The organism is Megalodesulfovibrio gigas DSM 1382 = ATCC 19364 (assembly GCF_000468495.1).
Taxonomy (GTDB): domain Bacteria; phylum Desulfobacterota; class Desulfovibrionia; order Desulfovibrionales; family Desulfovibrionaceae; genus Megalodesulfovibrio; species Megalodesulfovibrio gigas.
On sequence record NC_022444.1, the window covers coordinates 2,920,385 to 2,941,212 of the forward strand.

The 20,828-nt window shown below is 63.5% G+C and carries 20 protein-coding genes, 1 tRNA gene and 1 other RNA gene; 21 read left to right on the forward strand and 1 reads right to left on the reverse strand.

Translation table 11 applies throughout. The annotated features are described in order from the left end of the window. The first annotated feature begins 19 nt into the window (after positions 1-19). The gene (locus DGI_RS12770; RefSeq protein WP_021761522.1) at positions 20-706 is read left to right on the forward strand and encodes a hypothetical protein; all 687 of its coding nucleotides are present in this window, start codon (positions 20-22) and stop codon (positions 704-706) included. 292 nt (positions 707-998) lie between these two features. Here the strand turns inward: DGI_RS12770 and DGI_RS12775 are convergent, their stop codons facing one another. After that, positions 999-2,489, reverse strand: coding sequence for a glycosyltransferase family 4 protein (locus DGI_RS12775; protein WP_021761523.1), 1,491 nt, complete (start codon positions 2,487-2,489; stop codon positions 999-1,001). A 265-nt stretch (positions 2,490-2,754) separates the two neighbouring features. On the opposite strand from DGI_RS12775, the gene DGI_RS12780 reads away from it, so the two are divergent. The 20 genes from DGI_RS12780 to DGI_RS12870 all read left to right on the forward strand — a co-directional run bounded on the left by DGI_RS12780 (position 2,755) and on the right by DGI_RS12870 (position 20,762). Then, positions 2,755-3,681, forward strand: a complete 927-nt coding sequence (locus tag DGI_RS12780; protein ID WP_021761524.1) for a hypothetical protein — start codon at positions 2,755-2,757, stop codon at positions 3,679-3,681. A gap of 467 nt (positions 3,682-4,148) precedes the next feature. Further along, complete coding sequence (locus tag DGI_RS12785; protein WP_021761525.1) at positions 4,149-4,568, forward strand: hypothetical protein; 420 nt, start codon at positions 4,149-4,151, stop codon at positions 4,566-4,568. 39 nt (positions 4,569-4,607) lie between these two features. Continuing rightward, on the forward strand, positions 4,608-4,943 hold the full coding sequence (locus tag DGI_RS12790; RefSeq protein WP_021761526.1) for a DUF6693 family protein: 336 nt from the start codon (positions 4,608-4,610) through the stop codon (positions 4,941-4,943). A gap of 203 nt (positions 4,944-5,146) precedes the next feature. After that, positions 5,147-6,412, forward strand: a complete 1,266-nt coding sequence (locus DGI_RS12795) for a DUF401 family protein (RefSeq protein WP_021761527.1) — start codon at positions 5,147-5,149, stop codon at positions 6,410-6,412. Between the two features lie 184 nt (positions 6,413-6,596). Next, on the forward strand, positions 6,597-8,807 hold the full coding sequence (locus tag DGI_RS12800) for a LamG-like jellyroll fold domain-containing protein (protein WP_021761528.1): 2,211 nt from the start codon (positions 6,597-6,599) through the stop codon (positions 8,805-8,807). Between the two features lie 74 nt (positions 8,808-8,881). After that, the gene (locus tag DGI_RS17410; RefSeq protein WP_021761529.1) at positions 8,882-9,409 is read left to right on the forward strand and encodes a gamma-glutamylcyclotransferase family protein; all 528 of its coding nucleotides are present in this window, start codon (positions 8,882-8,884) and stop codon (positions 9,407-9,409) included. Between the two features lie 104 nt (positions 9,410-9,513). Then, the gene (ileS, locus tag DGI_RS12810) at positions 9,514-12,309 is read left to right on the forward strand and encodes an isoleucine--tRNA ligase (RefSeq protein WP_021761530.1); all 2,796 of its coding nucleotides are present in this window, start codon (positions 9,514-9,516) and stop codon (positions 12,307-12,309) included. A gap of 4 nt (positions 12,310-12,313) precedes the next feature. Then, positions 12,314-12,859: a signal peptidase II gene (gene lspA / locus DGI_RS12815; RefSeq protein WP_021761531.1), complete on the forward strand. Its 546-nt coding sequence runs from the start codon at positions 12,314-12,316 to the stop codon at positions 12,857-12,859. Beyond that, positions 12,856-13,143, forward strand: a complete 288-nt coding sequence (locus DGI_RS12820) for a PLD nuclease N-terminal domain-containing protein (RefSeq protein ID WP_021761532.1) — start codon at positions 12,856-12,858, stop codon at positions 13,141-13,143. The genes lspA and DGI_RS12820 overlap by 4 nt, the downstream gene beginning before the upstream one ends. Positions 13,144-13,167: 24 nt before the next feature. Then, the gene (ybgF, locus tag DGI_RS17415; RefSeq protein WP_021761533.1) at positions 13,168-14,016 is read left to right on the forward strand and encodes a tol-pal system protein YbgF; all 849 of its coding nucleotides are present in this window, start codon (positions 13,168-13,170) and stop codon (positions 14,014-14,016) included. 24 nt (positions 14,017-14,040) lie between these two features. Continuing rightward, a complete protein-coding gene (locus tag DGI_RS12830; RefSeq protein WP_021761534.1) occupies positions 14,041-14,484 on the forward strand; it encodes an NIL domain-containing protein in 444 nt (147 codons plus the stop codon). Between the two features lie 12 nt (positions 14,485-14,496). After that, complete coding sequence (locus DGI_RS12835) at positions 14,497-15,078, forward strand: PilZ domain-containing protein (protein ID WP_027192904.1); 582 nt, start codon at positions 14,497-14,499, stop codon at positions 15,076-15,078. A 19-nt stretch (positions 15,079-15,097) separates the two neighbouring features. Further along, on the forward strand, positions 15,098-15,844 hold the full coding sequence (locus DGI_RS12840; RefSeq protein WP_021761536.1) for a protein phosphatase CheZ: 747 nt from the start codon (positions 15,098-15,100) through the stop codon (positions 15,842-15,844). Between the two features lie 30 nt (positions 15,845-15,874). Then, a complete protein-coding gene (locus DGI_RS12845) occupies positions 15,875-16,795 on the forward strand; it encodes an NAD(P)/FAD-dependent oxidoreductase (protein ID WP_034607091.1) in 921 nt (306 codons plus the stop codon). 118 nt (positions 16,796-16,913) lie between these two features. Further along, a tRNA-Ile gene (locus DGI_RS12850) sits at positions 16,914-16,989 on the forward strand. A gap of 148 nt (positions 16,990-17,137) precedes the next feature. Continuing rightward, a complete protein-coding gene (locus DGI_RS12855; RefSeq protein WP_021761538.1) occupies positions 17,138-17,977 on the forward strand; it encodes a Nif3-like dinuclear metal center hexameric protein in 840 nt (279 codons plus the stop codon). Positions 17,978-17,989: 12 nt separating this feature from the next. Then, entirely contained in the window at positions 17,990-18,751 is a 762-nt protein-coding gene (locus DGI_RS12860) for a zinc ribbon domain-containing protein (protein ID WP_021761539.1), read from the forward strand. Positions 18,752-18,830: 79 nt separating this feature from the next. Further along, an RNA gene (gene rnpB / locus DGI_RS17600) (RNase P RNA component class A) lies at positions 18,831-19,214 on the forward strand. 59 nt (positions 19,215-19,273) lie between these two features. Then, complete coding sequence (ispD, locus tag DGI_RS12865) at positions 19,274-20,509, forward strand: 2-C-methyl-D-erythritol 4-phosphate cytidylyltransferase (RefSeq protein ID WP_021761540.1); 1,236 nt, start codon at positions 19,274-19,276, stop codon at positions 20,507-20,509. A 40-nt stretch (positions 20,510-20,549) separates the two neighbouring features. Continuing rightward, positions 20,550-20,762 carry a dual CXXC motif small (seleno)protein gene (locus tag DGI_RS12870; protein ID WP_021761541.1) on the forward strand — a complete coding sequence of 71 codons (213 nt, stop codon included), beginning with the start codon at positions 20,550-20,552 and terminating at the stop codon, positions 20,760-20,762. The last annotated feature ends 66 nt before the right edge of the window (positions 20,763-20,828 follow it).

Below are 20,828 nucleotides of genomic sequence, written 5' to 3' on the forward strand. Positions count from 1 at the left end.
TTTAAGGAGGAGTTTTCCAATGTCCGAAGCTCGTAAAATTTTCCCCATGGCTGCCTTTGCGGCGCTGTTGAAGGGTGTGGAGCAGGAAGCCCAGGCCGCCACGGTCAAGGAACTGCTCTCGTTCATGACCGGCCGCGAAATCTGCGACTGCGGCGTGCCCGTGGCCAGCGCCCTGTGCCGGGCCTACATCTACGAACAGCATCCCGAGCTGGCCCGCATGAAGGGTGGCGAAGTGGTGGCCATGGGCGACAACGTCTCCGTGACCCAGCTGCCCCCCCTGGCCAAGAACGAAGTGGACGCCCTCTTCGCTCGCATGGAAGGCATGATGAAGGCCAAGGACGAGCTGACCACCAAGGTCTCCGCCCTGGAAGTCTCCTTGACCGAAGCCTCCGCCAAGCTGGATGAAACCGCCAAGTCCATGGCCTTCTACAAGGGCAAGGCCGAGGCCTTCGAAGCCGCCGCCAAGGGCGAAGGCGAAAAGGTGCTCGTCACCTCCCAGGCCAAGGTTGAAGAATACATTGGCAAGGTGGACGAACTCTTGAAGATGATCGAAGACGTCAAGAAGCACGGCGTGGTGACCGTGGCCACCGGCGGGGCTGCCCCGGCCGCCGGCGCTGCCGCCGCCCCTGCTGCCGAAGAAGCTGCCGTGCCCGACAGCTTCGGCTTCGGCTCCTCTGCCCCCAGCTCCGACGGCTTCGGCTTCTAGAGCAAGGTATCTTTGAAAGGAGTAGAGCCCCCTTTTGGAAATTGAAGAAAGGTTCTTCCCCCGAACTCCCTTTCAAAAGACTTTTATTTGTAAAAACAGGTTGTTGAAAAGACCCGCAAGGGAGAGGCGTATTTTTCAAGCGGAAAACCCGTTCTGAAAGAAAATCCTTCCCCCACCAGCGTACAACACCCCCTGTCGGCCAGGCCGGCAGGGGGTGTTTTCTTGTGTGCACCGGCGTCAGGGGGCAGCGTCAGGGGGCAGCGTAGGGGACGGCGTCAGGGGGAACGATGCATCAGGACGGCGTCTCGTCGTCCTGGCGGTCAGTGCATGCCTCCGCTTCCAATTCCTTGAGCCGGCAGGCTGCGGCCTTGAGGAACTGTGCCCAGACCAGCTTGAGATATTTCTGATACGCAAGGCTGTGGTGCTGCGGCAGAATCGCCAGGACGGTCAGCCCGGTGTCATTGAGCGTGCGCGCGTCCTCGTGGCGCGGCGCCTCGGGATGGGCCATGTCCGCACGGTCCCAGCGCTGCAGCACCGTATCGCCGCGGCGCAGGAGCACGGTATCGAAGGCCAGATCCCGCACGCCGCTTTCCAGCAAGGCCAGCAACTCGTCCCGATGGCGGCACCGGCTGGCGCGGCGGGTCATGAATTCCATGTAGCTGGCCAGATATTTCATGTGCGGACGGTTTTCCAGCATGGAAGGCAGGCCTTCGCGCATGTACAGCCGCAGCACCAGCACCATCAGTCCCAGCAGCACCAGACCGGAAAACGCGATGTATCCCAGGAAAAAATCCGCCTTTTGCCCAAGGATCAACGTCAGGGTCATGGCGGAAAGCAAGGCGCTGAAGGAGTACAGGATGGCCACCACGCCGCGGGGATGGCCCACGGTTTCCATAAGTCGATGATGCAGATGGTCCGTGTCCGGCAGAAAAATGCGCCGCCCCGAGAGCCCCCGGCGCATGATGGAGAGCGCCACATCCAGCAACGCGATGCCGAACGGCAGAAACGGCGCCAGCAGCATCACCAGGGCGCCGGAGCGTTGCCCGGCCGTGGTGGCGGCGGAGCTGCTGGCCATGGCCCCCAGCAGAAATCCCAGAAACAGGCTGCCGCCGTCGCCCATGAAGATGGAGGCCGGCGGAAAGTTGAACACCAGAAAGGCCAGCACCGCCCCGGCCACGCCAAAGCCGGTGGCCGCGGCAAAGGGGTCGCCCTTGGCCAGTCCGATCACCCCTGTCACCAGGGCGGCGAAAAAGCAGATGCCGCCGGCAAGGCCGTCGATGCCGTCGATGAGGTTCACGGCATTGGTGATGGTCAGGATCATCAGGGCAAACAGCGGTGCACCCAGCCAGCCAAAGTGCACCGGTCCCACAAACGGGATGGTGGCCACGGTGATGGTATGCCCGCCAACCAGCAGGATGCCCACGCCCACCAGCTCGCCCAGCAGCTTGTTGCGCCAGCCGAGGTGGAGCTTGTCGTCCAGGGTGCCCAGGGCGCACATCCACAGGGAGCCGAGCATCAGGGAGCCCATCTGCCAGGGGTCCGGATGCAGCCTGTGCCCTGCCCCGCCGCTGAGGAACAGGTGGAAAAAGCCCCAGGCCGCCAGCACACCCAGCAGCATGGCGGCGCCTCCCAGCAGGGGAACAGGGCGGGCGTGGCAGCTGTGGCCGCCGGGATAGCTGACGATATCAAACCGCTCGGCCAGGCGCTTCGCCAGGGGGACGGCGCACAAGGTCGTCAGAAAGCCGATGCCTCCGGCGAGGGCCACAAGCAGGGCGATGTTCATGGGGAATATTCCAAAACCCTTGCGCGAGGTGTTGAATCGGCCGTCACAACAGCCCAACCTGCCGGCATGCTGCAACAGTCCTTCCGGGCCGTGGGGAACGTCAGTATCGGATTCCGCTACCTACACACCGCCACGAATTCCGTAAAGTGCTGAAAGGGGCTGCAAATTTGTCATTTCCCGCTCCGATGGCCGTACCTTGGCGTAATATTGCATTTTTCTTGACATGGCTCAACTTCCACGCAAGAGGAGAAGAGGAAAAACAACAATGCACAACAGCAGCTGCGACGAACGCCTCTCCCTGCGCGAGATCAGCCGGCGGCTGGGGATCCCGCCGTCCAGCGTCTCCTATTATAAGGATCGGTTCGGGGCCTATATTCCGACGTGTCCGCCCGGGAATGGTGCTTCCGCCTCCTCCTCCCGCATCGCGTATCCGCTCGAAGCTCTCCAGATTTTCAAGGAGATTCGCGACATGTACACCCAGCACTGGACCACCGACGCCATAGAACAGGATCTGGCGGCCAAACTGTACGGCATGCATGATCCGCAATCCTCCGCCAATCACGCCGCATCCTCCGTGCTGGAGCGACTTTCCCAGGTGCTGGAAACCCAGGGTGCCATGCGACGCGAGCTTGAGCTCCTGCGCGACGAGGTGACCTCCCTGCGTGCCAAGGCCCGGGATCTGGACGCCCAGGTGTTTGAGGAACGCTCCCAGCGCGTGGCCCTGGCCCTGGAGGTGGCCGAACTGCGAGATGCCCTGCATGATGCCCTGCACGATCGAAAACGCCAGGAAGAGACCACCCAGCAGAGCCGCCGCAGCCGAAATACCGAGGCGCCGCACCTGGATTTGCCCCTGGTCATCCGCACGGCAGCCAACGAATACCTGGGCGTGGTGGGCCGTACCAAGCCCTTCAGCCTGCGCGATTTCATGCATCTGGTGGAACACGGCAGCTCGCGCCGCGGCCAAGTGGCACTTTCCTGGCAAAACCATCCGCCCTGCTGGGTGCTGCTGCTTTCCGCCAACGACCCGGACACCGGCCATCCCCGCCGCCACCGCATGGAGGTGGCCCGCGTCACCACCCCCAGCGGCAACGAGGTGATGCAGATCACCCGGCTGGCCATGGACGGCGTGAACGCGCCCGAGCCGTTTCTGCTGGTGCTCTTCCGCAAGATCAAGGAAGAGTTCGACGGGTGACCAGGGGATCCCACCGAAGCCCCCAGGCAAATGCGGTCCCCTTTTTTGTGCAAGTCTGCACAGAACGCGATGCCACCCGTGCATGCACCATGTTCGACAACGTCTTTTGACGCGTTGTGCCGGACCATCGCACCTGTCGTTCCATGCACTCTCCCACTGCAACACCTCCTGCACACGTCCCGCAGCCGCGTCAGGACTCCTTCGGCATCCACAGTCATACATGGTGACGCCGCAGGCATCATTGCGCCCGGCGATGCCCAGACAGTGCAGATCCATCAACCTAACGGGGAAGATTCACGACGCTTTTTCGTGCATGATCATTCTAGATATTGTCTTGATCTGACCAGGGAAATGCGCTACATGAAAGCTGCGCTGTGGACCGGGTGAAATGGTGAGGGCTCCACGGCGATCACCTTGCATCCTGCAGTCGGACCCGCTCAGGCAGTCCATAAGCCAAGGGGGAGCACATGCCACAAGTGGCTGCGCGAATCACGCCCACGCATGAGCAGTGGCTCAAGGAGTTTTTCAAAACCAAGAGCGCCGGCGCGGAGTTTATTCTCCCCTGGGCCGTGGATACGTTTTATCGCGCGTTGAACAATATCAAGGCCATGTTCTCCACTGCGGAACTCAAGACCATTGTGGATGCCCACAAGGACGTGCGCCTGCTGCCGGACCAAAGCCGTCTGGCGTATTTGCAGTTGCGCATTGCAGACGCCTGCGAGCTGGACATGCTGCACACGCGCCATGGCTCCTCCCCTGCCGCACTGGAAGCCAAACTGAAAAAACTGGACGACACCCAGGCCACCGCCCTGATGATCTGGGCCACGGCGTTCTGGGTGAGCAAGGAATTCGAGAACCTGGGCCTCGACGAATATATCAAAGGCTAACATTTCCGCTGGCGTTTATCCCCCCCGCTGGAGTGCAGCATGCTGAGGATCGGCGAACTTGAAATGGAGTTGGATGTCGTTTCTGCCTTCTTCCATGCCCTCAAATGGTTCCTGTTCACCATCCTCACCCTGGGTCTGGCCGCGTTTCTGTATCCCTACGCCCTGACCGCCTTCTGCATCAATCGCACCCGCCTGGTGGATCACACCGGCCGCGTTCGCCGGCTGGTGTGCGATCTGGATGTCGCCTCCCGCCTCGGACACGCCCTGCTGTGGTTTGTGCTGGCGTGCCTCACCTTCGGGCTGGCGTATTTCGTGTATCTGTACCGCGTGGCCAAGTTCGTGGCCGAGCACACCCAGGTGGTGGAAGACGCCTGACCTGCGACAGCGGCAGACGGACACGCGGGACTTCCCGCTGCGGCGCCGTTGCGGAATCGCCGCAGCACCTTCGCCAACAATCGAGGCATATTGTCCTTGCCTGGGTGCGGCGCAAGGCGTAGTGCTTTGCGAACGCCAGCCTGGGATCATGGGACCCCGGTCTGGCGTATTTTTCCTGGGGTTTCCAGCAAGGATCTGTTCGCATGGCGCTTCCACTGCTCAAAATCATCCTTTCCTTTGCGGTCATTCTCCTTTTTCTCCGGCTGCGCATCCATCTGGGCCTGGCCATTCTGGCCGGCAGCGCCTTTCTGGCTGTGGCCTTCGGCCATGGCGTGACGTTCTGGTGCAGCAACGCCGTGGCTGGCATCCTGGACGGGCAAACGCTGCTTCTGGCCGCCATTGTGACGAGCATCCTCATTTTTTCCGACGTGTACGAGAAAAGCGGCATGTCCGGCAGGTTGCTGGAGTCGTTGCAGGGCATGCAACGCTGGCCCCGGGTGTCGCTGGCGTTTTTTCCGGCCCTCATCGGCCTGCTGCCCATGCCGGGCGGGGCGATCTTTTCCGCGCCCATGATTGGCCACATCGGCGAGCGCGTCGGGGCTCCGGTGAACGACCGCGCCCTGCTGAACTACTGGTACCGCCACATCTGGGAGCTGTGCTGGCCGCTGTATCCGGGCATCATCCTGGCCTCCAGCCTGTCCGGCATTCCGGTGCTGACGCTGACCGCGCACATGGCGGTGGGGCCTGTGGCCTGCCTGCTGCTGGGCTATCTGTTTTTCATGCGGCAGGGCGCGCTGACGCTTGCCGCACATACACCGGCCGCCGCTGCGCCGTTCTCCTGGCGGACGACGGGGATGAACGCCCTGCCCCTGGCCATTGCCATCTGCGGCTCCGTGGTGCTGGAGCTGCTGCTTTCCCATGTGCAATGGGTCACGCCGGAACTCGGCATCCTGGCGGCCCTGTTTGCCGGCATCGCCTACGTGCAGCGCAGCACCAGGCTGCCCCTGGCGCTGGTGCGCCGGGCGGCGTTTTCCAAACAGAATGGCGTGCTGCTGGCCATTGTGGGCTCGATTTTCATCTATAAACAGATGCTGGCCGCGACCGGCGCCATCTCCGCCATCAGCGTGTCCGGCGCAGGCCTGACGACGGTGCTGCTCTGCGCCACGCTGCTGCCCTTCCTGGTGGGGGTGGTGTCTGGCATCACCATGGCGTTCGTGGGGTCCACCTTTCCCATCATCCTGCTGACCGCCCAGCACGTCGGATTACAGGAACACACGCTGGCGTTTGTGGCGCTGGGGCTGTTTTCCGGCTTTGTGGGGGTGATGATTTCGCCCTTGCACATTTGTTTTGTGCTGAGTTGCCAATTTTTCGGCGTCAACAGCATGACCATCTGGAAGCGGCTGGTCGCCCCATGCATGCTGCTGTTCGCCTTTGGCGTGGCATATTTCGTTATTTTATACTGGCACTGACTGGTACGGGCAGGCGGCCCCCGCTTGGCCACCTCACCACATGGCGCACGGAACATGCCCGTGCTTGCCAGTGAAATATATTTGCTGATACAATGCGTTCGCACGCCACCGCACCGGCTGCAACCTGCGGTGACATGGCTCTTTCTTGTACAGAAGAATGTGCGCTCCCCCCCAGGAGGAAGCCATGCGACGCTCAATCATCCCATTCGGCATGCATCTGGTGCGTTGCATCGCCATGCTGGGAGTACTGTTGTGCTGCACCACGGCCGAGGCGCGCAATCCGGACGTCTCTTCCTGGATGGTCAACCTGTCTTCGGGCAGTTCCAGCACAGACACCAACAATCGCAACGGGGCTCCGGAAATCGCCGTGGTGGGCGACACCGTCCATGCCGTGTGGGTCACCTACCAATCAGATCCGTATATAGGCCAAATCTGGTACCGACGATCCCTGGACGGTGGCGCCACGTGGCAGGCGCGGATCAAGATTGTCGAAGCGCCAGCCAATGAGTTGGATATCACGGAGTATGTCAAACGGCTGCATGTCGTGGGCACGTCGGTGCATATCGCGTACATAGGCCACTCCTCGGGGGGCACCTGGGCCGGCACCGTGTACTACCGCCGCTCCACGGACAATGGCGCCAGCTTCGGCAGCGCACAGTCACTGTTCTCCGCAACGTACCTCTCGTTGAGCCACAGCTACATCAACGGCAACGGCAGCAAGGTCACCATTGCCTTTCGCCTGAGCTCCAGCAGTGGCTACAAACGAGACTCCGGGGAAGTGCTGCGCTCCACGGACAACGGCGCCACCTTTACCCAAACCCAATGCTTTCTGTATGATCATAACGACCCTGCCTATGCCGGGGCAGCCGTGTACGATCTCCAGCATGTGGGCGACAATGTCTACGTGATGTATGGCACCTCCAACGGGCGCGGCTGCAGTTACGAGGGCGAGAGCAAGATGTATCTGGCGTCCTCCACCAACAACGGGGCCACCTTCGCCTCGCAGCTGCTTTCCATCCCGCAATCCAACGGGTGCTACAAGGCCTATGGCGGACAGGATGGGCATTACGCCTCGAAAATTGCCGCACTCAACAACACCGTCTCCGCCACCTGGGCCGGCACCAACACCAATAGTGAACGCTGCGTATTTCTCCGGAAATCCACCAACAATGGTGCGTCGTTCCTCGATCCGCTCACCCTGTACAACCAGACCGGCAACTCCACTATCCAGGCAGGACAAGAGACCATCCGGGGCAAGGGCAACTACCTGTATGCCATGTGGAACACCTCGGACGCCAAGTCCATGTTCCGCACCTCGTCCAATCAGGGCACCAGCTTTGGCGCAACCACCGAGGCCACAGCCGGCGGCTGGTGGCCCATCGTGGCCGTGGATGGCAACAGTTCAGATGGGTCCAAGGCCCAGCTCTTCTGGCAGGGCACCTTGCGCACGGCCAGCAACGGCGGCGCGAATCTGAGCGGCACGTCCCTGCTGTTCCCCTTCTGGCGCACCGGCTGGGTGCAGCGCGCACAGATTGCCAGCACCACGGACGAGGCCTTGCACTATGTGATGAGTGCCAAATTCTATTCCAGCAGCCTGTGCGGCGGCAACTGCAATGAGGATATCTTCTACCGCCGCCATGCATTGACTCCGCCGAATCCCACGGGCAGGACCTGTCTGCGCCTGCGGTCGGAAACTGTCAGCTTCGAGAGTCGCTACGACAACATGCACGTGCCCGACTCGGCAGACGTGAACATGCCCGGCGCCTTCTCCATCGGCCTCTGGGTCAAGCCGGCTGCCGGCGGGGCGGATACCGGGTACACCAACCAATACCGGCCCGTGGTGTCCAAGCCCCAGGGGATTGGCTATTCCTATGCCCTGGGCACCATCCTCTCCCTGGCCAATCCCCAGGGCCAGGATCACACCATCACTGCCGAAATCACCACCGCCGCCGGCACCTTCGTCGTGAATCCCGGCGGTTCGAACCAAGGCTATGTGCCCACCGATCAATGGTCCCATCTGGCCATGACCTACAACCCCACGGGCGGGGCCAACAACTTCCGCCTGTACCTCAACGGCAATCAGATCGCCGCCACCACGGCCACGGGAACCGTCATCGCCGACGGCAACCCCATGCAAGCCGGCCGCTACGGCAACTGGGACATCGACGACCTGCACCTCTGGAACAAGGCGCTCACCCGGGAAGAACTGCTGGCGGACATGCGCACCGCAGCCTGCACCGGCACAGGGTTGCAGGCCTGCTACAATTTCAACAACACCACCAAGGACATAACCGGCCGCGGCAATCATGGCATTCTGATGTTCCAGGAACGCTATGTGGCGGAAACCCGCATCGGCACGCACGTTCCGCCGCTGATGTATTTGCTGCTGCAATAACACTCCGCAAAAAGACGCTGCCGGGCCACGGGGCCGCCTGTGGTCCGGCTCCCGTCCCTGAGGATGCTTGATCGATGCCCTATTCCTCCCTGCTCATTCCCTCCTGCCCGCCGCCAGAACCAGCGCCCCTGCGGCTGTTCGTGTACGGTACTCTCAAACGGGGATGCTACGGGTTCGAGCAGTGCTGCCGGGGATATTGCGGCCTGTCCCCGGCGGCGGTGCGTGGTCGGGTGGTGGACCGGCCGGAAGGCTACCCGACCCTGTTCATCCCTCCGGAAGACGTGCTGGCCATCGGCAGCGAGGATCTGGAACGCGATCTGGCCCTGCCCTGGCGGTATCAGCCGGTGGAGTCCTCCGTGTTCCCGGCTCTGGAACCTCCCTGGCGCTTTGTACTCGGCGAGGTGCTGGAATTCCGCGACGCTGCCGACCGCCTGCCGCGGTTCGATGCCTTCGAAGACTTCCTGCCCGAGGACAAAAACTGCTACTGCCGCGTGCTGGCGCCGATAATCACCGGCCGGTCCATCTCGGCGGCCTGGATCTATGCCTCGCCCCACAGCCCACGATTCAACGCGGAGCACTGCATGCCATCCGGCGGCGCGTGATATTGACACCGCCGGGCCTTGACTTCCGCGCCCGTCTGTTCAATCAATCCGTGTTCACCGGCTGTACATCGCCGTTCGCCCTCCAGCAAAGGACGCAAGTTTCCATGAGCGACTACAAGAAGACGCTCCGCCTGCCTCAGACCTCCTTTCCCATGAAAGCCAATCTCACCCAGCGCGAGCCGCAAACCCTCGGCTTTTGGGAGAAAGAAGGCATCGCCAGGACCATGGTGGAGACCAATAGCCAGAAAGGCGCCTTCATCCTGCACGATGGCCCGCCCTATGCCAATGGCAACATCCATCTGGGCACGGCCCTGAATAAGATACTGAAAGATATTATCGTCAAGTCCCGGAACATGCAGGGCTTCGCCGCCCGCTATGTGCCCGGCTGGGACTGCCACGGCCTGCCCATCGAGCACAAGGTAGCTCAGGAGCTTGGGGAAAAGTTCGCCCAGCTGCCGCCCGTGGCCGTGCGCAAACGCTGCCGCGATTACGCCGCCAAATGGCTGAACACCCAGCGCAAGGAGTTCAAGCGCCTGGGTGTGCTGGGAGACTGGGACCACCCCTACCAGACCATGGACCCCGCCTACGAGGCCGCCACGGCCCGCGAGCTGGGCCGGTTCATGGAAAAAAACGCCGTCTTCCGCAGCAAGAAGCCCGTGCACTGGTGCTGCAGCTGCCAGACAGCCCTGGCCGAGGCCGAGGTGGAATACAAGGACCACGCCTCCCCCTCCATTTACGTGGCCTTCCCCCTGCCCGACGCCAAACTGGCCGCCGTGTTCCCCCAGGCAGACTTGGCCCGCGCCCATGTGGTCATCTGGACCACCACCCCCTGGACCCTGCCGGACAACATGGCCGTGGCCCTGCACCCCGAGCATGAATACGCCCTGGTGGAAGCCGACGGCAGGCAATTCGTCCTGGCGGAATACTTTGTCCCCGGTCTGGCCGACAAGTTCGGCTGGCAGACCTGGACCATCCTGGCCAAGGTCCCCGGCGCATCGCTGGAAGGGCTCGTGGCCCGGCACCCGTTCTTCGACCGGCCCTCGCCCATCGTCCTGGCCGACTACGTGACCCTGGAGGCCGGCACCGGCTGCGTGCACACCGCCCCGGGCCACGGCCGCGAGGACTACGAAACCGGCCTTAAGTACGGGTTGGAGATCCTCTCCCCCCTGGACGACGCCGGGCGGTTCCTGGAATCCGTGGACCAGATGGCCGGCCTCACGGTGTTCCAGGCCAACCCCAAGGTCATTGAGATCCTCAAGGAAAACGGCCGGCTGCTGGGGTCCGAAAAAATCGCCCACAGCTATCCGCATTGCTGGCGCTGCAAGGAGCCGGTCATCTTCCGCGCCACCACGCAGTGGTTCGTCTCCATGGCTGCCAACGCCCTGCGCCAGCGGACCCTCAAGGCCATCCGCGAGGACGTGCAGTGGATTCCTGCCTGGGGCGAGGACCGCATCTATAATATGATCGAAAACCGGCCGGACTGGTGCATCTCCCGCCAGCGCCTGTGGGGCGTGCCCATCGTGGCCCTGCGCTGCACGGCCTGCGACGACGTCTGGTTCGAGGCGGAATGGGTCTACCAGATGGTGGAACGCTTCGCCAAACATCCCCGCGGCTGCGACGACTGGTTCGAAGCGCCCATGGAAGACATCATCCCCGCCCACAAGCCCACCTGCAGCTGCGGCGGGCAGTGGAAAAAAGAAACCGACATCCTGGATGTGTGGTTCGATTCCGGCTCCAGCTTCGCCGCCGTGCTCAAGGAACGGCCGGAGCTTTCCCTGCCGGCGGACCTGTACCTGGAAGGCTCGGACCAGCACCGCGGCTGGTTCCACTCCTCCCTGCTCATCGCCGTGGGCAACGAAGGCGCGCCGCCGTACAAGGCCGTGCTCACCCATGGCTACGTGGTGGACGGCGAAGGCCGCAAGATGAGCAAGAGCGTGGGCAACGTGGTGGCCCCGCAGGAAATCATCGACAAGTTCGGGGCGGAAATCCTGCGCCTGTGGGTGGCCTCCGTGGATTACACGGAAGACGTGCGCATCTCCGACGCCATCCTGAGCGGCGTGGTGGACGGCTACCGCCGCATCCGCAACACCTGCCGCTTCCTGCTGGGCAATCTGTCCGACTTCACCCCGCAGGATGCCCTGGCGTACGACGAGCTTCTGCCCTACGACCGCTACGCCCTGGACCAGGCCCTGCGCCTGCACGCGGACATCCAGGCCGCCTACGGCCGCTACGAATTCCACAAGATCTATCACGCCCTGTACAACTACTGCGTCACGGATCTTTCCGCCCTGTACCTGGACATCTCCAAAGACCGGCTTTATGTGGAAGGACAGGCCAGCCGGGAACGGCGCTCCTGCCAGACCGTGCTGTGGCGCGTGCTCATGCTCATGCTGCAGGACATGGCTCCCGTGCTGTCCTTCACGGCGGAGGAAGCCTTCACCCACCTGCCGGCGGCCCTCAAGCCGGCACTGCCCTCTGTCTTGTGCATGGCTGCGGAAACGGAAGCGCCCTGCATGGACGTCGCCCTGCGCGAGCGCTGGGGCCAGGTGCTGGCCATCCGGGCAGCCATTGTGGCGGCCATGGAGCCTCTGCGCAAGTCCGGCGAGGTGGGGCATTCCCTCTCGGGGCAGGCTGTCGTGTATATTGATGAAGACCTGCAGACCGCCCTGGCCGAAACCGGTGCGGATCTGCGCGAGCTGTGCATCCTCTCCCGTGTGGACGTGCACCCCCTCGGGCAGGCTCCCGCCGAAGCCCTGGCCACGGAGCTAGGCGGCATGAAACTCACCGTGGGCACGGCGGCCGGCGGCAAATGCGAACGCTGCTGGATTGTGACGCCAGAGGTCACGGAATCCAACGATCTCTGCGCCCGCTGCGCACGTGTTCTGGTGGAAGAGGGCTAGCCGCGTGACGCTTGCCCGTGAGCGCTGGCTGTGCTGGCTGGTGGCCGGCGGCGTGTTCGCCCTGGACCAGGCCACCAAGTGGTGGGTGGCCACCTCGATGACGTTGTGGACAGAGCGTATCCCCGTGATTCCGGGGTTTTTCGATCTCGTCCACTATCTGAACAAGGGCGCGGCGTTCGGCTTTTTGAACGATGCGGAAGGCTGGGGCACGGTGCTGTTCACCTGCACCGCCCTGGCCGCCCTTGGGCTTTTGAGCTGGGGCATCTGGCGCAAACAGGGCCTGCTGCCCGGCGGCGGTGTGCGCATGCGGCTGGGGCTGGCCCTGCTGCTGGGCGGCACGGCCGGCAATCTGGTGGACCGCCTGCGCCAAGGCGCAGTGGTGGATTTTTTGGATGTCTACATCAACGACTGGCACTGGCCGGCCTTCAACGTGGCGGACAGCGCCATCACAGTGGGTTGCCTCGGGCTGATCTGGCTGGTGGCCACCACGCCCGCACCGCCTGAAGAACCCGGACGCGGCAGGGCCGCCTCTCGAAAGGATTCCGCATGAACATTCCCTTGCTGCAGTGGTTTGCCACCCTGCCGCCGGAAAAGCAGCTGCTGTACGCCGCAGGACTCACCCTGCCCCTGCTTGCCAATTTTCTGGCGATCTGGCACGCGTACAAACGACAGTTCAATTCGCCGCTGGAAAAAGTGCTCTGGCTCGGCGTCGGATTGTTTTTGCCGTTTCTGGGTGGCCTGCCGTACTGGCTCATCGGCGCATGGCGAGGCCGCGTGCCGACTGCCGCCGCCTCCCCGCCCGGCAGTTCCCCCGAAGCGACTAACCTCGACTAATCCATCCCCATGGAGTGACTTCTCATGTCCCATTCGAAACGTCGCACCATGCCCACCGTGACTGTGCTTGCCCTGGCCGGCCTTGCCCTGGCCTCCTGCACGGGCAAGGAGATAGATGCCCTGAACGCCCGCGTGGCCGCCCTGGAACAACGCATGAACAGCCTGGAAGAGATTCGTCCCAACCAGGCGAACATGAGCGCGGAAATCGACGTGCTGCGCGCAGACGTGAACATGCTGCGCGGCAAGGCGGACGAATTCGACCGCCGTTTCAAGGCGCCGCCCGTGGAAACCCTGCCGGCCTTTGCCCCGCCGCTCAACGCCACCACCCCGCTGCCGGGCCTTGCGCCAAGCCTGACTCCGGGCCAGCCGCAAGGATTGTCGCCTTCCCAGGCGGCAGAGCTCGGCGCGCCCTCTGCAGTGCTGGCACCGGCCACACCGCCCATGCCGCGCAATCAGGTGGTGTCCGAAAGCGACGAACCGGCCGCAGCCCCCGGCGCAGACCCGGCGCAAGCCGCCTACAACGAGGCCCGCGCCCAGTTCAACGCCCGCAACTACCAGGCCGCCCAGGCCATGTGGGAACAGTTCGTCAACGCGCATCCCACCCATGAGCTGGCTTCCAACGCCATTTTCTGGCAGGGCGAGGCCTTCTTCCAGCTCAAGGAATACCCCAAGGCCATCCTGGCGTACCAGGAAATCATCAGCAAACATTCGGACACCCCCAAGGCGGCGGCGGCCTATCTCAAACAAGGCATCGCCTTCATCCAGATCGGCAAAACCAAGGCCGGCCAAGTGCAACTGCAACACGTCATCCACAAGTATCCCAACACCCCGGAAGCCAAACGGGCCATGGAATACCTGAAAAGCCCCAACTAACCGCCGCCCAGGACCACCGCTATGATGGCAGACTGCCTCAAAGGCTATCGCAAAATCGTCCTCCTCACCTTTCCGCCGGAAGTGTCCGGCAATCCCGTGGTATGCGTCATCGCCAAAAAGTACGACATCTCCTTCAGCATCCTGCAAGCGCAGATCACCCCCCGCAAGGAAGGGCACATGACCCTGGAGCTCTGCGGCCCGGAGGAAAACTACAAGCTGGCCATGGCCTACCTGCAGGAACAGGGGGTGCGCATCACCCCGGCGGCGGAAACCATCTCCCGCGATGACGATTCCTGCGTCCATTGCGGCATGTGCACCGCCATGTGCCCCAACGACAGCCTGTCCCTGGATCCCGTCACCCGTCGCGTGCTCTTTGACTCCGAACGCTGCACCGCCTGCGGCATGTGCACCCGCGTCTGCCCGGTCAAAGCCATGCATGCGGATGTGGACATGGAACAACTGCACTGACACGGTGACGCCATGCCCGGCCCTGACGAACTCGACGCAGGAGGCGCCTTCCAGGAACGCCGTCAGTTTGCCCGCACCCCCGTGCAGATGACGGCCTGGTGCCGGCTGCTGGAACATGCGGAAGCCCCCCTGCGCCTGCAGGAGGCCTGGGCCGTGGGCGGGCCGGAACGCACCGCCCTGGAGGTGCTGGAAAAAGTCCGCCTGCCCGAAGGCATGGCTGCCTTCCTGCTGCACCTGGATGCCAAGCTGGATGCCATGCTCGGCTTTCTGCTCGCGGAAAAACTGGCCAAGGAATTCCCGTACACCATGCGCGTGGTGGAACTTTCGGGTAACGGAATACGAACCCAGACAATGGCCCCCCTGCAGCCCGGCGCGTTGCTGGAAGTGGCGCTGCTGCTGCACCACGCGCCGGTGCGCGTGGCCGGCGCCGTGGCCCGGGTGCTGCGCGCAGACACCGAACCGCCTCCCTCCGGAGAAGCTCCGGCCTTTGCCCTGGAGTTTGCCCACATCCGCGAGCCGGACTTTGAGGCCATCATGCAGTTTGTTTTTCATGAAGAACGCAAACGGCTGCGCGAACGCTTGCGCAGCCGCTGAACCACCAGGAGCCCGCCGCATGACCCACGCCGAACAGCACGCCCAGCAAGACATGCTTCAACTCGCCATGGATTCCCTGACGCGGCAGGTTGTTGAAGGCTTGACCAAAAACCTTTCCGTGGCCCTGGAACAGGAACTCACCCGCAGCCTCTCCCAGTCTCTGGTGGAAAGCGAATTCTACCGCCGCCTCTCCCGGGACATGCGCAGCGGCCTGCAGGAAATCTACCAGGAAATCTCCCGCGCCACCCGGCCCGAAAGTCACACCGAGGGCGAACCCGTGCAGCAGGCCGAGCAGCTGTTCATGGAGGCCTCCCGCCAGCTGGACGACATCCTGCAAACCACCGAACAGGCCACCGAAGAAATCATGGACGTGGTGGAAAAGCACATGGCCCTGCAGGAAGAAGCCAAGGCCATGCTGGCCAAGCTGCGCAAGACCCGCAAGGCCAACGACGACATCCTGAAGCTCATCGAGATCAACAACGAGCTCGGCGACAATCTCATCAAAATCATGACCTCCCTGTCCTTCCAGGACCTCACCGGCCAGCGCATCAAGCGCATCATCTCGGCCCTCAAGCGCATCGAAGCCACCACGTTCGACCTGTATGTCTCCACCGGGCTCTCCATCAAGGCCCGTGAGGAAGCCCCCTCCAAGGACCTGGAAACCATTGCCCAGGAATCCAAAGCCAAAACCACCCAGCTCAAGGGCCCCCAGTTGGACGCCAGCCAGAACGACGTGGACGACCTGCTCAAGCAGCTCGGTCTGTAACCAGCCACCCAGCCATTGCGAGGTGCGATCATGGCGAATCCGCTCCCGTTGATCATCGTCGGTGCCGGCCCGGCCGGCCTCTCGGCGGCCATTTATACCAGCCGCGCCTCCATCCCCACCATCGTGCTCGGCTGCCAGCCCAAGGTGGCCGGGGATTACGACATCGACAACTACTTCGGCTTTCCCGAAACCATCAGTGGCAACGAGCTCATCCAGCGCGGCGTGCAGCAGGCCCAGCGTTTCGGGACCACCCTCTCCTGCGAAAAGGTCCTGGCCGTCCACAGCCACCCCGAAGGCTGCTTCGAGGTCGTCTCGGACATCACCACCCGGCGCTGTTGCGCGGTCATCCTGGCCACGGGCGTCTCCCGCATGCGGCCGGGCATCAAGAACCTGGGTGACTACGAAGGCAAGGGCGTCTCCTGGTGCGTGAGCTGCGACGGCTTCTTCTACAAGAACAAGCCCGTGGTCGTGCTGGGGGAAGGTCTCTTCGCCGCCAATCAGGCCCTGGAACTGCTCACCTATACCCCCCTGGTGACCATCATCACCCAGGGCAAGCCCCTGAATGTGACGCCGGAATTCCGCCAGCGTCTGGACGCCGCAGGCATCCCCATCCTGGAAAACAAGGTGGAACGTCTGGAAGGAGACAATGGCCTGGCCCGCCTGATCTGCGTCGATGGCCACACCCTGGACGCCGACGGCCTCTTCGTGGCCATGGGCGAGGCTTCTTCCCTGGACTTTGCCCGCGCCCTGGGCGTGACCGTGCGCAACAACTTCGTGGAAGTGGATGCCGCCTTCCAGACGAACATCCCCGGCGTGTTCGCCGCCGGCGACTGCACCGGCGGCTTTTTGCAGATCAGCGTCTCCGTAGGCGAAGGGGCTGTGGCCGGCAAAAGCGCCATCGACTTCATCAAGAAGCATATCCCCGAACTGGTGCGCACCCCGAAGGCCTGAAGGCATACCGCGTGATTTGACAAGCACTGCGCTGCGAGCTATGGTTCCATGTTGCAGCATGCTGCGCGCCGGGCCGGCTGGTCGGCCCGGTGTATGACGAAAATGCACGGCGTTTCATGGGCCTATAGCTCAGTTGGCAGAGCTGCCGGCTCATAACCGGCTGGTCCCAGGTTCGAATCCTGGTAGGCCCACCAGCAGGACAGGCGTTGCGAACACCACTCTCCTCCTTCACAACTTCCCGCGCACCCCGTGGCACCACGCCCCGGCTTGGCGCAGCAAAGCTTCAGGGCGCTTCAGGCACACGTGTGTCAGGAGCGCCCGCACCGTTTTTTGGAGGATGTCATGCTGGTTCGTGAGTGTCTCGGCCACATTGAGGCTGTGGCCCCCCTGTCCGGGGCCTGCAGTTGGGACACCAGCGGCGTGCAGGTGGCCTCGCGTCGCCAGGAAGTCTCCCGTCTGGCCGTGATGCTGGACGCCACCCCCGCCCAGGTGCAGCGCGCCCTGGACTGGGGCGCAGAGGTGCTCCTGGCGCATCATCCCCTGGGTCTCAAGCCGCGATTTCTGAATGTGGTGGATGCCCATTTCGAGATCACCCGCATGCTCCTTGCGGCCGAATGCTGGTGCTACGCCGCCCACACCAGCCTGGACGCCCAGCCCCACGGCCCGGCCGGCTGGCTGGCCCGGGAGCTGGAGCTTTCGGCCCTGGCCCTGCTGGAGCCCACCACGCCGGACGGCGCCGCCGGCATCGGCTGCGTGGGGACCCTGCCCCGCCCCCTGCCCTGGCCGGCATTTCTGGATCGGCTGACCGCCCTGCTGCCCGAGACCTGCATCCGCCAGTGCGGTGCTGCACCGGCCATGGTCCACACCGTGGGCTACTGCGGCGGTTCCGGTTCCAGCCTGGCCGACGCCGCCTTTGCCCGAGGCGCGGATGTCTTCATCACCGGCGACGTCAAGTACCACACGGCCCTGGACCTCGCCGCCGCCACGGGCTGCCTGCTGGATGTGGGACATTTTTCCATCGAAGAAGAAATGATGCGCCGCTTCGCCCTGCTGCTGGCAGAGCGGCTGTCTGCTCCCGGGACGACCACGCCCGCCGTGGCTGTCCGGTTTTTCCCTGGCCAAGACCCCTTCCTCACCGTTCACCCTGGCCCCCTTGCTCCATCTCAAGATGCGCCACGTTAAGGAGAGCACTCCATGAGCCTGTACCTCAAACAGATTGAACAACTTGTCGCCCTGCAGCGGGTGGATTCCGAAATCATCGCCATTAAGAAAGGCATGGAAGCTGCTCCCAAAGAGGTGGACGTCCTGCGGGACGAATTCGCCAAGCTTCAGGCCGCCAAGGCGCAGATTGAAGAAAAGATGCATTACCTCCTGGAACAGGCCAAGCGGCTGGATGGAGAGATCACCGACGATTCCCTGAAGATCAAAAAGTCCAAAAACAAGCTCATGATGGCATCCAACACCAAGGAATACCATGCCATGATGCGCGAGATGGACAACATGGAAAAGCTCAACCGCATGCGGGAGGAAGAGCGCTCCACCCTGGAAGAAGAACTCATCCGCCAGCGCACCGCGCAGACGGCCATCAACGAAGAGTTGCAGAAGTTCGAATCCCTGCTGGAGGAAAAATCCAACAGCCTGCAGGCCCGCACCGAGGAAGCGCAGCTGCGCCTTGGGCACCTGGGCAGCGAACGCAAGGCCGCCGGCGGCAGCGTGCCGCCCCCGGTGTTGTCCCGCTACGAATTCATCCGCTCCCGCCTGGCGGCGCCGGTCATCGTCCCGGTCACGGCCGGCATCTGCTCTGGCTGCCACATCAGCATCCCGCCCCAGAGCTTCATCGAGCTGCAAAAGGGCACGCAGATTCTCTCCTGCCCCAACTGCCAGCGCCTCATTTACTGGTGCGAACACTTCCAGACCGAGGAAGCCGCCGAAGACGACGGCCGCAACATCTCCTAGCGCATTTTATTTTTGAAAAAAGACATTGCGGGGGAAGAACCTTTCTTTAGAAAGGTGTTCCCCCGAGTTTGAGATTTGGGGAGTCGGACGGGTTGTCGCCGCGAGGGATTCCTTCGGGAACACCTCGGGGAGGAAAGTCCGGGCTCCACAGGGCAGAACGCTGGGTAACCCCCAGAGGGAGCGATCCCTGGACAGCGCCACAGAAAGCAAACCGCCCGCCATGTGCGGGTAAGGGTGAAACGGTGGGGTAAGAGCCCACCAGACGTCGCGGTGACGCGGCGTGCTCGGTAAGCCCCGTTCGGAGCAAGACCAAATAGGGGGACGCTTGAGGCTGGCCCGGCCGAAGTCCCCGGGTAGGTTGCTTGAGGCGCGTCGTGAGGCGCGTCCTAGAGGAATGACGACCACCCCCGCCTCCTTCGGGAAGGCGAGGGAACAGAACCCGGCTTACAGGCCGGCTCCCCTTTTATTGTTTCGCCAACCGCCTTCGGGAGGGAGCATCTCCCTCCCCTGCGAGGCCTCCGCATGTCCACCTGGTGCATCCTCCTTGCCGCCGGCAGCGGCACCCGGCTGCAGGCAGCCACGGCCGGCCGGCCCAAGCAGTTTCTGGAACTGGACGGCCGGCCCCTCTACTGGCGCTCCGCCCTGACCCTGCGCACCCTGCCCGAGCTGGCCGGCCTGGTGTTTGTGGCCCCGGCAGCACACCTGCCGGCCATGGAAGAAGAAATCCGCCGCCTCTGGGTCCAGGATGCCCTGAACCTGCCCTGGCGCATCGTCGCCGGTGGAGCGCGCCGGCAGGATAGCGTCCGCCATGGCCTGCACGCCCTGCCGGACACCTGCGCCCGCGTCCTGATCCACGACAGCGCCCGGCCCTTTGCCTCGGCCGCCCTGGTCCGCCGGCTCCTGGAGGCCATGGATCGCGGCGCCGCCGCCGTCATCCCGGCCATCGCCGTCACGGACACGGTGAAGGAAGTCGAACAGCACACGGTCCTGCGGACCCTGGACCGCAGCCGCCTGCGCGCCGTGCAGACTCCTCAGGCCTTTGCCCTGCCCCTGCTGCGTCAGGCCCATGCCCGCGCCGAGGCCGAAGGCTGGGAGGCCACGGACGACGCCTCCCTTGTCGAAGCGCTGGGCGAGGCCGTGGTCATCGTGCCCGGCGAGGAGACCAACATGAAGATCACCACGCCGCAAGATCTGGAACTGCTGCGCCAGCAGACGTCGCCCCTGCTGTCCCTGCTTCCCGTCTCCGGCTGGGGCTACGATGTACACAAGTACGCAGAACCCCACGAACCCAAGGCCCGGCCCATGAAGCTGGGCGGCGTGCCCATCCCCAAGGCCCCCTGCGTGCTGGCCCATTCCGACGGCGACGTGCTCCTGCATGCCCTGGTGGACGCCCTGGCCGCCCTGGTCTGCGCCGGAGACATCGGCACCCGCTTTCCGGACACAGACCCGGCCTTCGAGAACATGCCTTCGGCCATCTTCGTCCACGAGCTGTTGCAGGACGTCTGGGGGGCGGGCATCCTCCTCACCCATGTGGACCTGACCATCATCGCGCAGGTTCCCAAAGTGGGCCCATACCGGGAGGCCATCCGCAAGCACGTGGCCCAGCTGCTCAAGCTGGAACCCGGGCAGGTGAACGTCAAGGCCACCACAGAAGAGGGCCTGGGCTTCACGGGAGAAAAAAAGGGCATCAAAGCCGTGGCCATGGTCAGCGCCCTGCGGCCGGCCGCAGGACTTGCGCCGGATGCAGCCTTGGAGTAATTTAGCAGACTTGCCCGATGCCCTGACGAATGGAGGGAGCATGTACGGATACTTCAGCCGCAGTCCCCGGTCTGTGCAGACCACCTTGCCCTGCGAGCGGTGTCAGCAGCCGCTCACGGCCCGGCGCGGTTGCCAGCAGGTGACGCTGCACTGCGAGACCTGCAAGGCCAGCTTTCCCTTGCAGCAGTATTCCTCGCGCATGGATGAGGCCCTGGAACAATTTCTGGAAAACGTGTACTGCGACCGGATGTAGCGGCGCGCCCGTGCCCCGTTGGCTCGGCGGCCAACGTCATCAGCCCCAATAGCCCCCCGAGGAGGA